Source organism: Actinotalea alkalitolerans, from assembly GCF_023369855.1.
In the GTDB taxonomy this organism is placed as follows: domain Bacteria; phylum Actinomycetota; class Actinomycetes; order Actinomycetales; family Cellulomonadaceae; genus Actinotalea.
On the sequence record NZ_JAMBPP010000001.1, the window covers coordinates 158,136 to 171,495 of the forward strand.

Here is a 13,360-nt window from a genome sequence, read left to right on the forward strand (position 1 = left end):
GAGACGCTGCCGCCCACGCGGTCACCCCGTGCGTGCCACCGGCCCGGCCGCCAGGGCGACCTGGCCCCGTCCGGCCCGCTTGGCGTCGTACAGCGCGGCATCGGCGGACTCGTACAGGGCGCTCACCGGCAGCGCCTCGTGGGTGTGCGCGACACCGACGCTCACACTCATCTCCAGCACCAGCTCGTCGAGCACCAGCGGCGTCCTGGCCAGGGCAGCCAGCAGGCCGACGGCCCGGGCCCGCGCCTCGGCCGCCCGCACGTCGGGCAGGAGCACCGCGAACTCGTCGCCGCCGAGGCGGCCCACCACCGCCCCGGACCCGCAGTGGTCGCGGGTGACGGCGGCCACGTGTCCGAGCACGGCGTCGCCGACCGGGTGCCCGTGGGTGTCGTTGACGCACTTGAAGCGGTCCAGGTCCATGATCAGCAGGGCCGCACCACGCCCCAGCGGCTCGTCCAGCACCACCTGCGCCGCGTCGGTGAACGCCCGTCGCGTGAAGACCCCGGAGACCGGGTCGACCGCGAGCAGCTCGGTGAGCTGGTCCACCAGACGGTCCTGGCGGTGACCGCTGGCCACCAGCACGCTCGTCAGCGCCACGACGACCGCCAGGACGAACGGGAAGTCGTTGAGCGCCCCGTGCAGCGGCAGCACGCTGAACACGACCACCGCGTTCGCGACGATCGCTACCCCGGCCACCGACCACGCCGCCCCGGCCCGCAGGAACGCCCCCGCGTAGACGACCGGCAGCAGGAAGGCGATCTGCGCACCGCCACTCGCGTCCCGTGTGGCGAGGTTCACGCCCAGGATCGGCACGACGCTCGCGGTCGCCACGGCCCCCCACATCCAGGCCGGGATCCGGCGGCGCAGCACCCACAGCACGCCGCCGCCGAGCAGCACGAGGGTTCCCACGGTCAGCACGATCGTCGACGGACCGGCCGCCCCGGTCGAGTGCGCCACCAGCTCGGTCATCACCGTCGCGGCGCCGCCGACCGCCGCGAGCCCCGCAGCGGTGCGGGCCGCGACCAGGGCGTTGCGGGGCCCCAGACGATCCAGCGGGACCCGCGCGAGCAGACGGGCCGGCCACCGGCCACTCGGCGTGCTCACCGCACCGTCCGCACGATGACCGGCCCGGGGCGGCCAGGTCCGTCCACGGCGCCCCCGGCGACCTCGACGCGGTCGCGTCCTGCGACCTTGGCCCGGTAGAGCGCCGCGTCGGCGGCGGCGTACAGCTCGTGGAAGTCGGCTCCCACCGTCGCGGTGTGCGCCGCACCGACGCTCACGCTGAGGGCGAGCTCACCCGCAGGGTGCGGCAGCGGGTTCGCCCGGACGGTCGACCGCACCGCCTCGGCCCGGTGAGCCAGGGCGTCCCGGTCGATCCCGGGCAGCAGCGCCGCGATCTCGTCCCCGCCCATCCGCGCGACCGTGTCGCCCGGCCGGAGGACGTCGTGCAGCAGCGAGGCGAGGTGCTCCAGGGCCGCGTCGCCCGCCGGGTGGCCGAAGGTGTCGTTGAGGATCTTGAACCGGTCGACGTCGAGGATGAGCAGGCCGACTCCCGGGGCGGGAACCGCACGGTGAGCGCTGAGCACCCGGGCCGCGACCTCCTCCATCTCGCGGCGTGTGACCAGGCCTGTCAGGGCGTCGACCGTCGCGAGCTCGTGGAGGCGGTCGAGCAGCTGCTGCTGGTAGGCGCCCGACCGGGTCAGCATGATCGTCAGCACGACCGCGGCCGAGGTCATCACGGCGAGGTCGGCCGCCGCGGCCACCGGATCCAGCAGGGAGAAGACGATGACCGCGTCACCGACCACGACGCCGCCGACGACCGTCCAGGCCGCGGGGGGCCGCAGGTAGGTCGCGGCACCGACCACGGGGTAGACGAAACCGATCTGCGCCGCCGCGCTCGGGTCCAGGGTCACCAGCGCGACCACCACGATCAGCGCGATGCCCCCGAACGCGGTCCCCAGGAAGGCCCCTGCGGGCATCGTCGTCGCGCGGTACCAGAACACGACCGCGAGCCACGTCATCAGCACCAGCACGACACCCGTGACACCGAGCGTCATCCACGAGTTGTGCTCGCGGCCGACCGCGACGGCGTAGACCTCGAAGCCGAAGGTCACCAGCCCGCCCACGACGAGGAGGGTCGCGGCGGCCCGTCCGGTGGCGACCCGGTCCCTCGGCTCGAGGAAGGAGGCCGCGGTCACTGCTTGGTCATCGGCACGCCGACCGGTCACGGTGACCCCTCGAACGGGTGAACGGGTCACGCGGCGGTGGACGGCAGGCCATGCAGCGGACGCGGTCACAGGTGCGGCAGGCACGCCCGCACCTCATCACCCTCCATCCCGGCAGCCTCCCCCAGATCCACGACGAGGGAACGGAGCAGCAGGACCAGGCTCTGCACGTGCCAGTCGTCCGGCGAGACCGCCCACGGGTCCGACCGGGTCGCGACGTCCATGATCCGCTCACGCGTCCGCACCGGCTCGACCCCGTCGGCGAGCTCCCCCGCCAGCTGCTCGGTGGCGCGCGCCACGGCCTCCACGAGCGAGGCCAGCGCCGCGACGTCGTGCCCGTCGCGGACCACCACCCGCGAGCGCCGTGCCAGCACCCGGGCGCTGCGCATGACCCGGTCGAGCATCACCGCGGAGGTCTCGAGCTCACCCAGCTCGGCGCGGTGCCGCCGGTGCGCGGGTGAGACCTGGACCATCTGACGCGCGTTGCGCGCGACGTCCCGCCACTGGTCGAGCACGGCCTGCGAGGCCCGGCCCCGGATGAGCGCCTCGTCGACGTCCTGCGGCTCGCCGGTGGACATCCCCCGGGCCAGCAGACGCAGCACGTCGGTCACCTCGGTGACGCCCTCCTCGGCCAGCGACCGTGACCACCGCCGTGGGTCCTGCGGCCACAGGGCGGCGGCGACCAGGGCGACGAGGCCACCGATGAGAGCGTCGGTCCACCGGCCGATCGGCCCGCCCGAGTCGGCGGCGGGCAGGGCGACGATGACGATGGCCTGCACCCCGGCCTGGGTGGCGAGCAACGAGCCCCGGTCCAGGAATCGCGCGGCGAGGGCTGCCAGGGCCAGCACCAGGGCGATCTGCATCGAGCCCGTGCCGATCAGGCCGACCAGCAGGTCGGCGAGCCCGACCCCCACGGCGACCCCGATGGCCAGCTCCGCGACGCGCCTCAGCTGGCGGTCGGCGCTGAACCCGAGCGCGATCCAGGCCGACACCGGTGCGAAGAACGGCGCCTCGTGCCCGAGCAGGTAGTGCGCGACCGCGAACGCGACGCCGGCGGCGACGCTCGCGAGCAGCACCGGCACTGCGGCACGACGGACCCGGGCCCATCCCTGGCGGACGCGCGAACGCACGACCACACGGGCCGACCTCACCGGGTGGTCCGCGGACCCAACCCTCGGGCGACCGGTGCCGAGGGGGCCGGTCGGTCGGCGGAGATGCCCTCGCCCGCGACGACGACCTCCTGGCCCGCTGCGACGTCGCCGCCGTCGCAGGCCACGAGCAGATCGGTGTCCACCGGGGTCGAGCGCTTGATCACGGCCAGGGCCACCGGCCCGAGCTCGTGATGTCGGGCCACGCTGGTCGCCCGTCCCACGACCCGACCTCCCTCGCCCGGCAGCCGCACCTCGGCACCGGGCTCGGGCAGCAGATGGCCCGAGCCGTCCAGGTGGAGCATCACCAGGCGCCGCGGTGGACGCCCGAGGTTGTGCACACGGGCGACGGCCTCCTGACCGCGGTAGCACCCCTTGACCAGGTGCACGGCCGTGCGCAGCCAGTCCAGCTCGTGCGGAAGCGTGCGGTGATCGACCTCGACCGCCGAACGCGGACGCCAGGCCTCGACCCTCGCGGCCTCGCTCGCCCAGGTCCCCGCGAGCCGCCATCCTGCGGCCTCGCGTGCGGCGACAGCCTCGAGCAGGTCGTCGCGGGGCACGAGGACCTGGCGCCAGGGCCGGTCGAGCCCGGGGTGCTCGTCGTCGGGAAGGCCGTAGCGCGTGCCGCCGGCGAGGGTGTGCGGCCACGGGTCTCGCCACGTGACCGGCTCGCCCTCGCCGCCCTCGGCGTCCACAGGCTCGCCCAGCACGGCCCAGTCCGCGGTCACGTCGGCGACCTCGACCCGCAGCATGAACTGCATCGAGGTCAGCCAGGCGGCCAGGGGCGCCGCGGCGGCACCTTCGGTGATCAGCCAGGTGGTCGCGCCGTCGTCGACCACCCCGGCCGCGTGCTCGACGTGGCCGTGCGGGCTCAGCACCAGCGTCTCGGTCGAGCTGCGCGGCGCCAGACCGGCCAGCTGCTGCGAGGTGATCGAGTGCAACCAGGTGAGCCGGTCCGGTCCGGTGACCGTCACGACCCCCAGGTGGGACTGGTCGACCACCGCGCCCCCGGCCGCGAGGGCCCGCTGCTCGGCCGTCGGGTCCCCGTAGTGCCACGCCACACCGGCGTCCGGTCCCGTGCCGGCCACCGCGCCACGGCGGCGCAGCAGAGGGCTCGCCACCGCGGGCTGCCAGGTGGTCACGGCGGGGCCTGTCCCCTCCGCCGGCTGCGGGTCGGTGGGTCCGGTCATCTCAGCCGGGTCGGTGGGTCCGGTCATCTCAGCCGACCCGCTCGAGCTGCGCCGAGGCGTAGGACTGCAGCGGCAGCCCGAAGGCCGCGAGGTCCCAGGTCCACAGCAGGTCGCCGTCGACCAGGCCGTAGAGGCGGGTCGCGGCGCTGACCTCGACCGCGTCCGGGGTCCGGGCGATGAGGTCGCTGACCAGGTCGATCCGGCCGTTGCCGACCACCCCCGCGTAGAGCGCGAGATGCCCGGCCGGGTCGGTGAGCAGCAGCTCGACCGGGTGCTTGTCGGCCGGGACGTCCTGCGGCCGGTCCGCCGGCACCCGCCAGAAGCCGGACTCGCGCGACCAGACCTGACCCACGGGGTCCGCGACACCGTCGTCGTCGCCGCCGGCACCGTCGGACGGCTCGGGAACGAGTCGCAGGGTGCTCTCCCAGGTGAGGTACGGGCCGCCGTCGTGCGAGACGAGGACCTCGCTGATCATGCGGGTGCGCGGGACCTCGGGGTGCTCGACGACGCCCTCGCCCGACCATCGGCCGACCAGCCAGGCGAGGGGGTAGATCTCGGGAGCGAGCCCGTCGGGCAGCGTGAAGGGGACCGGCATCGTCTAGCGCTGCCCCTTGTAGAGCTTGAACACGACGTAGAAGGCGAACCAGCCGATCGCGAGCGAGGCTGCGACGAGCAGTCCGATGAAGAAGATCTCGAGAGCGAGCATGGGTCGATCCTACGACGCCGGTCGGTGAGGGTCGCTGCGTAGGCTGCTGCCATGGCCGAACCGTCCCGCCCGCTGGTCGTCAAGTCGACCTCGGGGGCCGACCGCCCCGAGGCCTGCAACCAGGCGTTCACCGTCGCCGCAGCTGCGGTGGCCGCCGGTGCCGAGGTCAGCCTGTGGCTCACCGGGGAGGCCTCCTGGCTTGCCCTGCCGGGTCGCACCGGCGACATCGAGCTCGCTCACGCGGCCCCGCTGGCCGACCTCCTCGAGCTGGTGCTGGCCGAGGGCACCGTGACCCTGTGCACCCAGTGCGCCACGCGACGGGGCATCACCGCGGCCGACCTCGTGCCCGGGGTGCGGATCGCCGGCGCCGCAGTCTTCGTCGAGGAGTGCCTGCGTCCTGGCGCCCAGGCCCTGGTGTACTGAGCGCCGAGCCGGCGTCAGCCGACGAGCACCCGGCCGACCACGTAGATCACGATCCCGCTCACGAGGGTCGGCAGCACGGCCGCCGCGAGCGCCGCCCACCGGCTGGTCATCGACGGGACCCGGTGGAAGAGCACGTGCAGCGCGGCGATGAGGATGCCGACCGCGAGGCCGAGCACACCCCCGGGCACCGGGTCGAGATCCGGCATGACCGCGCCCACGGTGGCCCCGGCACCGGTCGCGCAGAGGGTGGTGACCGACGCTCCGGTCCACCCCAGCAGGGGCACCGCCGACACCGCGGCGCCGACCGCGAGGGCCACCGCCCCGGTGACCACCAGCGAGGTGGCGCCCGGGGTGCGGCCCGAGGCCACCCAGCCCGCTGCGGCTGTGACGATGAGCACACCCGTCACGGTCCCGGTCACCGACTCCACCAGGCGCAGCCGGCCGTCCTGACGGGCGAGCTCGTTGACGAACGCGAGCAGCACCGCGAGGGCGACGACCACCGGGAGCTCACGCAGGAAGGGCTCGCCCCGGGTCGCGGCGCCGGTGATCACCGCTGCGGCGCCGCCCAGGGCGATCACCACCGAGGAGCCGAGCCGGTTGGGCAGGTCGAGCAGGAGCGGCCAGCCGACGGCGAAGACGAGGGTCAGCACGCCCGCAGCGACGACCAGGGGGAGCTCGCCGACGAAGGCGGCCACCGCGACCAGGGTCGCGATCGCCGCGGTCAGCACCGCACGCGTCGAGACGTCCATCAGCCGGTCACCGCCACCGGGGCGGTCGGACGTGGCGCACGCGGTCGTGGCAGCGCCGATGCACGAGGGGGGAGCACGCAGCAGAGTCTCGCAGATCACCGGCCGCTGCTTGCGTGGTGGTCGCGGTGACCAGCGTCCCGCTCCCGGCGGTACGGTGAACCCCCCGTCCTCAGGAGGCGCACCGGTGGCAGATCTGTTGCTGCTCACACCCACGGCCGGAGGCTCCACCCAGGTCCTCCCCGCACTGGGCCTTCTCGCGCACCGTGTGAGGGTGCTCCCCGTCGAACCGTCGGCACTGCTCGACGCGCCCGACGCCGACGTGCTGCTGCTGGACGCCCGGCGTGACCTGGCCACGGCACGGTCCACCTGCCGGCTGCTGCGCGCGACCGGGTTGACCGTCCCGCTCGTGCTGGTGCTGACCGAGGGCGGCCTGACCGTGGTCACCGCCGAGTGGGGCGCTGCGGACTTCCTGCTCGAGGACGCCTCACCGGTCGAGGTCGAGACCCGGCTGCGGCTGGTGATCGAGCGCTCGGGGACGGCGGAGGCGAACAACGCACCCGAGGAGATCTCGAGCGGCGAGCTGACGATCGACGCCGGCGGGTACACCGCACGGCTGCGGGGGCGTCCGCTGGACCTCACCTACAAGGAGTTCGAGCTGATCAAGTACCTCGCGCAGCACCCGGGCCGGGTCTTCACCCGGGCCCAGCTGCTGCAGGAGGTGTGGGGCTACGACTACTACGGAGGCACCCGGACGGTCGACGTGCACGTGCGTCGGCTGCGCGCCAAGCTCGGCCCCGAGCACGAGCAGCTGATCGGCACCGTGCGCAACGTCGGCTACCGCTTCGACCCGCCCAAGGACCGTCGTGCGGCCGAGGTCGCGGCCGCGGCGGCGGCGGCGGCCGACCTCGACGACTCCGACCCCGCCCCCTGACGGGGAGGTCCCCCGTCCCGCGGTGCGCGTCGTCCCGACCGACGGTCTATCCTCGATCTCGGTGAGCCGGGAAGCCTGGTCGGCAGCATGTTCCGCCTGCCCACTGGAGACCCCCCGTGAACCGAGCACGCCCCTGCGTGTCCGCCCGCCGTGAGACCGGCGTGACGCGTCCCCCGTCCGTGCTGAAGGGATAGCGGCGTGGCCCTCCCTCTGATCATCCTCACGCTCCTCGCGACCGTCGCGTGCACCCCGCTGCTCGACCGGTTGCTGGGCCGCTCGGCCGGATGGCCGATCGCGGCGGTCTTCGCGGCCCTCGCCGCGGTCGTCGGCCTGCAGGCCCCCACCGTGCTCGGCGAGGGCGGTGCCGTCGAGTTCTTCGTGCCCTGGATGCCGACCATCGACGTCGGGCTGCACCTGCGCATGGACGCGACCAGCTGGCTCTTCTCGATGCTGGTGCTGGGCGTCGGGGCGCTGATCATGGCGTACTCGACGCGGTACTTCCCGGCCGGCCGGCGCACCGGCTTCTACGCGCTGATGACCTCGTTCGCAGCGGCCATGGTGGGCCTGGTCGTGGCGGACGACGTCGTGCTGATGTTCGTGTTCTGGGAGCTCACGACGATCTGCTCGTTCTACCTGATCGGGCTCTCGGGGGAGTCGGCCAACCGTGCCGCCGTCCGGACGTTCCTCCTCACCGCGCTCGGCGGGCTCGCCCTGCTGGCCGCCGTCGTGCTGCTGATGGTCGAGGCGGGCACCAGCCGGCTCAGCGTGATCCTCGCCGAGACCGACTGGCAGGCGAACCCGACCTGGTCGGCCGTGGTCGCACTGCTGCTGATCGTCGCGGGGTTCACCAAGTCCGCCCAGTTCCCGTTCCACTACTGGCTGCCCGACGCGATGGCGGCCAGCACCCCGGTCAGCGCCTACCTGCACGCCGCGGCGATGGTCAAGGCAGGCATCTACCTGCTCATGCGCTTCACCCCCATCTTCGGCGACTTCCCGCTGTGGAACACCGTCCTGATCACCACCGGGCTGATCACCGCCGTGATCGGTGCGGTCTTCGCGCTCCAGCGGCACGACCTCAAGGAGCTCCTGGCGTACTCGACGGTCAGCCAGCTCGGCTTCCTGGTGGCCGTCATCGGCGTCGGGACGCCCTACGCGCTGACCGCCGCCGCGGTGCACACCCTGGCCCACGCGCTGTTCAAGTCGTCGCTCTTCATGCTGATGGGGGTCATCGACACCCAGAACGGGACGCGTGACATCCGGCGGCTGCACGGCCTGCGCACGACCATGCCGGTCACCGCCGTGCTCATGACCCTTGCCGCGCTGTCGATGGCGGGGGTGCCCCCGCTGCTCGGCTTCGTGTCCAAGGAGAGCCTCTTCGCTGCCTTCCTCGAGGCCCCCGGCCCGTCGTGGGCCGGGGCTCTGGCCGGGACCGTCGCGGTCGGCGCCGCGGCCCTGACCTTCGCCTACGCCTACCGGATGGTGCAGGGCGCGTTCGGGGGGCCCCCCGGGGAGGCCCGACGCGGCGAGGCCTCGACCGCGTACCTCCTCGCCCCGGCGCTGGCAGCCTCGGGCGGCCTGGTGCTCGGGCTCACCGTCCCGCTCCTCAACCCGCTGGTCGACCAGGTGGTCCTCGAGACCACCTCCGAGCCGGGGCACGGCGGTCTGGCCCTGTGGCACGGTCTCAACAGCCCGCTGTTCATGTCCCTGCTCGCGATCGCGATCGGCACCGTGCTGGCCTGGCGTCGCCTCTCGGTCGACCGCGGGCTGGACCGGCGGCTGTTCCCCGTCAAGGGCACCGCGGTCTTCGAGGAGCTGCACAGCCTGGTCATCTCGGTCGGGGCGCGCATCGGGAACCTCACCCGCACCGACGCCCCCGCGCCCTACCTGGGCACCGTCATGGTGGTGGTGAGCGGTCTGGCGGCCGTGGTCGTGCTCAGCGGCCCGACGCTGCCGGCCCTCAACGGCGAGACGACCCGGCCGATGGACTGGTTGCTGGTGGCGCTCGTCCTGGTCGCCGTGATCGCCGTGGTGATCACCCGGTCGCGTCTGGCCGCTGTGGCGCTGACCGGCATCGCCGGATTCGCCGTCGCCCTGTGGTTCCTGTTCCTGGGTGGCTTCGACCTCGCCCTGACCCAGCTGCTGGTCGAGATCCTCACGGTCGTGGTCGCGGTCCTGGTGCTGCGGCGCCTTCCGCGCAAGTTCCACCCGGTCAGCCGCCGGCGAGGTGCTGTGGCCGCCGTGGTGGCGATCGCTGCGGGCACCGCAGCGGCCCTGGCGGCCTTCGCCCTGACGGGGCGCCGCGAGCTGTCCCCCGCCGCCGACTACTTCCTGCGCAACGCCGAGGAGGAGACCGGGGGCAGCAACGTCGTCAACACGATCCTGGTGGACTTCCGTGCGCTGGACACCCTGGGTGAGCTGACCGTGCTGGCGATCGCCGGGCTGATCATCATCGCGGTGCTCGACTCGAGCAGCCTGAGCCACGGCAACCTCCCCGAGAAGGTCTCCGGCTTCGCCCGCAACGCCGTGTTCTCGGCGCGGGAGAACTCGCTCATCATGCGCACCGTGGGGCGTGCGCTGAGCCCGGTCCTAGTCGTCTGGTCGGCCTACCTGCTGCTGCGCGGGCACAACGCCCCCGGCGGCGGGTTCATCGCGGCCCTGGTCGGCGGTGCGGGCTTCGCCCTGGCCTACCTCACCGCGTGGGACGCCCGCCGTGCCCCGATCCACCTGCCCTACGCGCTGATCAGCGCCCTGGGCATCGTCGTCGCGACCGGCACGGGTCTGCTCGGCTACGTCGACGAGTCGTTCCTGCGGCCGCTGCACGTCGACATCCCCTACCCCGGCGGCTACTACCACTTCACCACCGCGCTGCTGTTCGACATCGGCGTGTACCTGGCGGTGGTCGGCGTGCTGCTCACCACCCTCAACAGGCTGGGCACCGAGGACGACATCCACGCCGAGACACGGCCGCTGGGCCCCGACGACGACCCGCCCGACGACGGCGAGCCGCCCGCCGGACCGCACGACGACACGTCGCCGGTGCACGAGCCCACCACGACCGGAGGTGCGCGATGACCCTCGCCCTGACCATCGGGATCCTCGTCACCGGCGGCGTCTACCTGCTGCTGCAGCGAGGCATGGTGCGCATCGTGCTCGGCTTCGTGCTGCTGAGCCACGCGGTGAACCTGCTGCTGCTGTCCTCGGGTGTCACCTCACGGCGTGACGCACCGCTGATGGACCGTGCCGACCCGGCCACCGCGGCCGACCCGCTGCCCCAGGCGTTCGTCCTGACCGCCATCGTCATCGCCTTCGCCATCACCATCTACATGTTCACCCTCGCGGTCGCACGCACCGACGACGACACCGAGGACCCCTCATGAGCGCCGCGCTGCTGCCCCTGATCGTCGCGGTGCCGCTGCTGGCCGCGGCGGCCCTGGCCGTCCTGGACCGGTCGCGCCCGGTGCGGCAGACCCTGCTCATGGCCCCGAGCGCCGCGGTGCTCGCCACGGGCCTGTACCTCGTCTGGCTGACTCGCGACGGCGCCGTCCTGGTGGACAACGTCGCCCTGTGGCCCGACGGCATCGCGATCCCCTTCGTGGTCGACGTCTTCACGGCCCTGATGATCAGCGCCACCGCACTGCTCGCCCTGGTCTGCTCGGCCTTCGCGATCGTCACCGGCACGGCCGACACGCAGTACTTCTCCTCGTTGGTGCTCACCCTGACGGCGGGGGTCTTCGGGGCGCTGATGACCGGTGACCTCTTCAACATGTTCGTCTTCATCGAGGTCATGCTCCTGCCGTCCTACGGCCTGCTGGCGATGAACGGCGGGCTGAACCGGCTCAAGGCCGGCCGGCTGTACGTGGCGGTGAACCTGCTGACCTCGACGATCTTCCTGGCCGGCGTGGGCCTGGTGTACGGCGTCACCGGCACCGTCAACCTGGGTGAGCTGGCCGGCCTGGCCAAGCAGGACCCGCTGGTCGCGGCAGCCGCCGCCGTGTGCCTGCTCGCGCTGTCGGTCAAGGCCGCGGTCGTCCCGGTGCACGGGTGGCTCACGCGGGCCTACCCGGCGACGTCCCCGGCCGTCACGGCCCTCTTCTCGGGCCTGCACACGAAGGTCGCGATCTACGCGATCTACCGCCTGTACGCCGTGCTCTTCGACGGCGACTCCCGGTACCTGTGGATCGGGCTGCTCACCGTCTCGGTCACGATGGTCATCGGGGTGCTCGGTGCGGTGGGCCAGAGCACGACCCGCTCGATCCTGGTGTTCCACATGATCAGCCAGATCGGCTACATCCTGATGGGTGTGGCGCTGTTCACCCCGCTCGGACTGATGGCCGGGATCTTCTACCTCATCCACCACATGTTCGTGAAGGCGTCGCTCTTCCTGTCCACCGGTGCGATCGAGCACGTCTACGGCGACAGCCGGCTGGACCGGCTGGGCGGCATCGCACGCCGTGAGCCGCTGCTCGCGGTCGCCTTCATCGGTGCGGCGCTGTCCCTCGCGGGTCTCCCGCCGTTCTCGGGGTTCGTGGCCAAGCTCACCCTGGTCACCGCAGCCGTGGACGCCCAGCAGTGGGGCGCGGTCGCGGTGGCCGTCGCGGTCAGCCTGATCACCCTCATGTCGATGCTCAAGATCTGGGGCACCGCCTTCTGGGGCTCACCACCCGACGACCCCGACACGGTGGACGGCAGCACGACCATGGTCAAGGTCCGCGCACGACTGGTCGCACCGGCCCTGGTCCTGACGGCCACGACCCTGTGCCTGGGCCTGGGTGGTGAGGTCCTGCTGGGTCTGGCCTCGCAGGCGGCCGCCGGGCTGATCGACACCTCGGCCTACGTGGAGGCGGTGATCCGGCCGTGAGCCGTGTGCGCTGGGCCCTGCGACTGCTGGGCTTCCCGTTCTACTTCGCCGCCGAGGTCGTCAAGGCCAACACGACGGTCGCCCGGGACATCCTCACACCGGGCAGCCGGATCACCGCCGGCTTCGTCGAGCTCCCGCTGCGGTGCGTCACCGACCTGGAGATCACCACGATGGCGAACCTCATCACCCTGACGCCCGGGACGGTGACCGTGGCCGTCCGCAAGGACCCCGCGACGCTCTGGGTGCACGGCATGTACATCACCGACCTCGAGGAGTTCCGCGCGGACCAGTACGCGATGGAGACCCGGCTGCTGGCCGCGATGCGACGCGACCCCGACGCCGGGCCCGTCCCCCCCGCACCGCCGCTCACCGGGGAGGTCGAGCGATGACCCTGGACCTGCTGACCACCCTCGCCTTCGTGGTGATCGTCGTCTCGATGATCGCCGCCGCGCGCAGGATCCTGCGCGGTCCGTCGGACGCCGACCGAGGCGCGGCCGCCGACGTGATCTTCTTCGGCTTCGTGGCCCTGGTGGTGATCCTGGGCCTGCGCCTGGGCAACGACCTGGTGATCGACATCGTGCTCGTGGCCACCCTCGTGGGGTTCATCGCGGCGCTGTCCCTGGCCCGACTCATCACCGGAGGCAAGCGATGAGCGACGTCCTCACGCACGTCGGCACCGGCCTGGTCCTGGCCGGTGCCCTGGTGTTCGCCGTCGGTGCCCTCGGGCTGGTGCGCCTGCCCGACGTGTACTCCCGGCTGAGCGCGGTGACGATGGCCGGCGGGCTGGGCATCGCCCTGATGCTGATCGGGGTGCTGCTGCACTTCCCGAGCCCGCTCAACACGGTCAAGGTCGCCCTGGCACTGCTCATCCAGCTCGCGACGGCGGCCGTGGGTGGCAACGCGATGGCCCGCGCCGCCTACCTGACCCGCGCCCCACGGGCCGCTGCCACCCGGTTCGACCAGCTCGCGACCGCTGAGTCCCTGACACCCACCGCGGAGGACGTGGTCGGGGTGGAGGTCGAGCCGGGGGACGTCGGGCCGGTGACCGAGCCGCAGGGCCCCGGCGACCGATGACCGCCGAGGTGACCGGTGTCGAGCCTCTCGCGCGCACCGCAGGTCCCGGTGAGGGA

The 13,360-nt window shown here is 72.9% G+C and carries 14 protein-coding genes; 8 read left to right on the forward strand and 6 right to left on the reverse strand.

The window, feature by feature from the left end:
• Positions 1 to 21 precede the first annotated feature (21 nt).
• The 5 genes from M1R94_RS00755 to M1R94_RS00775 form a co-directional block, all read right to left on the reverse strand.
• Positions 22 to 1,104 (reverse strand): GGDEF domain-containing protein, encoded by a 1,083-nt coding sequence (locus M1R94_RS00755; RefSeq protein ID WP_249379749.1) that lies wholly within the window; start codon positions 1,102 to 1,104, stop codon positions 22 to 24.
• The gene (locus tag M1R94_RS20615; protein ID WP_249379750.1) at positions 1,101 to 2,198 is read right to left on the reverse strand and encodes a GGDEF domain-containing protein; all 1,098 of its coding nucleotides are present in this window, start codon (positions 2,196 to 2,198) and stop codon (positions 1,101 to 1,103) included. The genes M1R94_RS00755 and M1R94_RS20615 overlap by 4 nt, the downstream gene beginning before the upstream one ends.
• Before the next feature lie 95 nt (positions 2,199 to 2,293).
• Entirely contained in the window at positions 2,294 to 3,376 is a 1,083-nt protein-coding gene (locus M1R94_RS00765) for an FUSC family protein (RefSeq protein WP_249379751.1), read from the reverse strand.
• Positions 3,373 to 4,563, reverse strand: coding sequence for a CAF17-like 4Fe-4S cluster assembly/insertion protein YgfZ (gene ygfZ / locus M1R94_RS00770; protein ID WP_283252749.1), 1,191 nt, complete (start codon positions 4,561 to 4,563; stop codon positions 3,373 to 3,375). Before ygfZ ends, M1R94_RS00765 begins: the two co-directional genes overlap by 4 nt.
• A 28-nt stretch (positions 4,564 to 4,591) precedes the next feature.
• A complete protein-coding gene (locus tag M1R94_RS00775; protein WP_249379753.1) occupies positions 4,592 to 5,158 on the reverse strand; it encodes a heme-binding beta-barrel domain-containing protein in 567 nt (188 codons plus the stop codon).
• Between the two features lie 162 nt (positions 5,159 to 5,320).
• Here M1R94_RS00775 and M1R94_RS00780 point away from each other — a divergent pair, with 162 nt between their 5' ends.
• The gene (locus tag M1R94_RS00780; protein WP_249379754.1) at positions 5,321 to 5,692 is read left to right on the forward strand and encodes a DsrE family protein; all 372 of its coding nucleotides are present in this window, start codon (positions 5,321 to 5,323) and stop codon (positions 5,690 to 5,692) included.
• Between the two features lie 14 nt (positions 5,693 to 5,706).
• On the opposite strand, the gene M1R94_RS00785 is transcribed toward M1R94_RS00780, so the two are convergent.
• Complete coding sequence (locus M1R94_RS00785) at positions 5,707 to 6,441, reverse strand: hypothetical protein (protein WP_249379755.1); 735 nt, start codon at positions 6,439 to 6,441, stop codon at positions 5,707 to 5,709.
• 184 nt (positions 6,442 to 6,625) lie between these two features.
• On the opposite strand from M1R94_RS00785, the gene M1R94_RS00790 reads away from it, so the two are divergent.
• From M1R94_RS00790 to M1R94_RS00820, 7 genes are all read left to right on the forward strand, one after another.
• Entirely contained in the window at positions 6,626 to 7,372 is a 747-nt protein-coding gene (locus tag M1R94_RS00790; RefSeq protein ID WP_249379756.1) for a winged helix-turn-helix transcriptional regulator, read from the forward strand.
• A 198-nt stretch (positions 7,373 to 7,570) separates the two neighbouring features.
• Positions 7,571 to 10,444 carry a DUF4040 family protein gene (locus M1R94_RS00795; RefSeq protein ID WP_249379757.1) on the forward strand — a complete coding sequence of 958 codons (2,874 nt, stop codon included), beginning with the start codon at positions 7,571 to 7,573 and terminating at the stop codon, positions 10,442 to 10,444.
• Positions 10,441 to 10,749, forward strand: coding sequence for a sodium:proton antiporter (locus M1R94_RS00800; protein WP_249379758.1), 309 nt, complete (start codon positions 10,441 to 10,443; stop codon positions 10,747 to 10,749). Before M1R94_RS00795 ends, M1R94_RS00800 begins: the two co-directional genes overlap by 4 nt.
• Positions 10,746 to 12,230 carry a monovalent cation/H+ antiporter subunit D family protein gene (locus tag M1R94_RS00805; RefSeq protein WP_249379759.1) on the forward strand — a complete coding sequence of 495 codons (1,485 nt, stop codon included), beginning with the start codon at positions 10,746 to 10,748 and terminating at the stop codon, positions 12,228 to 12,230. Before M1R94_RS00800 ends, M1R94_RS00805 begins: the two co-directional genes overlap by 4 nt.
• The gene (locus tag M1R94_RS00810; RefSeq protein WP_249379760.1) at positions 12,227 to 12,619 is read left to right on the forward strand and encodes a Na+/H+ antiporter subunit E; all 393 of its coding nucleotides are present in this window, start codon (positions 12,227 to 12,229) and stop codon (positions 12,617 to 12,619) included. Before M1R94_RS00805 ends, M1R94_RS00810 begins: the two co-directional genes overlap by 4 nt.
• Positions 12,616 to 12,882: an MrpF/PhaF family protein gene (locus M1R94_RS00815; RefSeq protein ID WP_249379761.1), complete on the forward strand. Its 267-nt coding sequence runs from the start codon at positions 12,616 to 12,618 to the stop codon at positions 12,880 to 12,882. The genes M1R94_RS00810 and M1R94_RS00815 overlap by 4 nt, the downstream gene beginning before the upstream one ends.
• Positions 12,879 to 13,304: a cation:proton antiporter gene (locus M1R94_RS00820; RefSeq protein ID WP_249379762.1), complete on the forward strand. Its 426-nt coding sequence runs from the start codon at positions 12,879 to 12,881 to the stop codon at positions 13,302 to 13,304. The genes M1R94_RS00815 and M1R94_RS00820 overlap by 4 nt, the downstream gene beginning before the upstream one ends.
• The last annotated feature ends 56 nt before the right edge of the window (positions 13,305 to 13,360 follow it).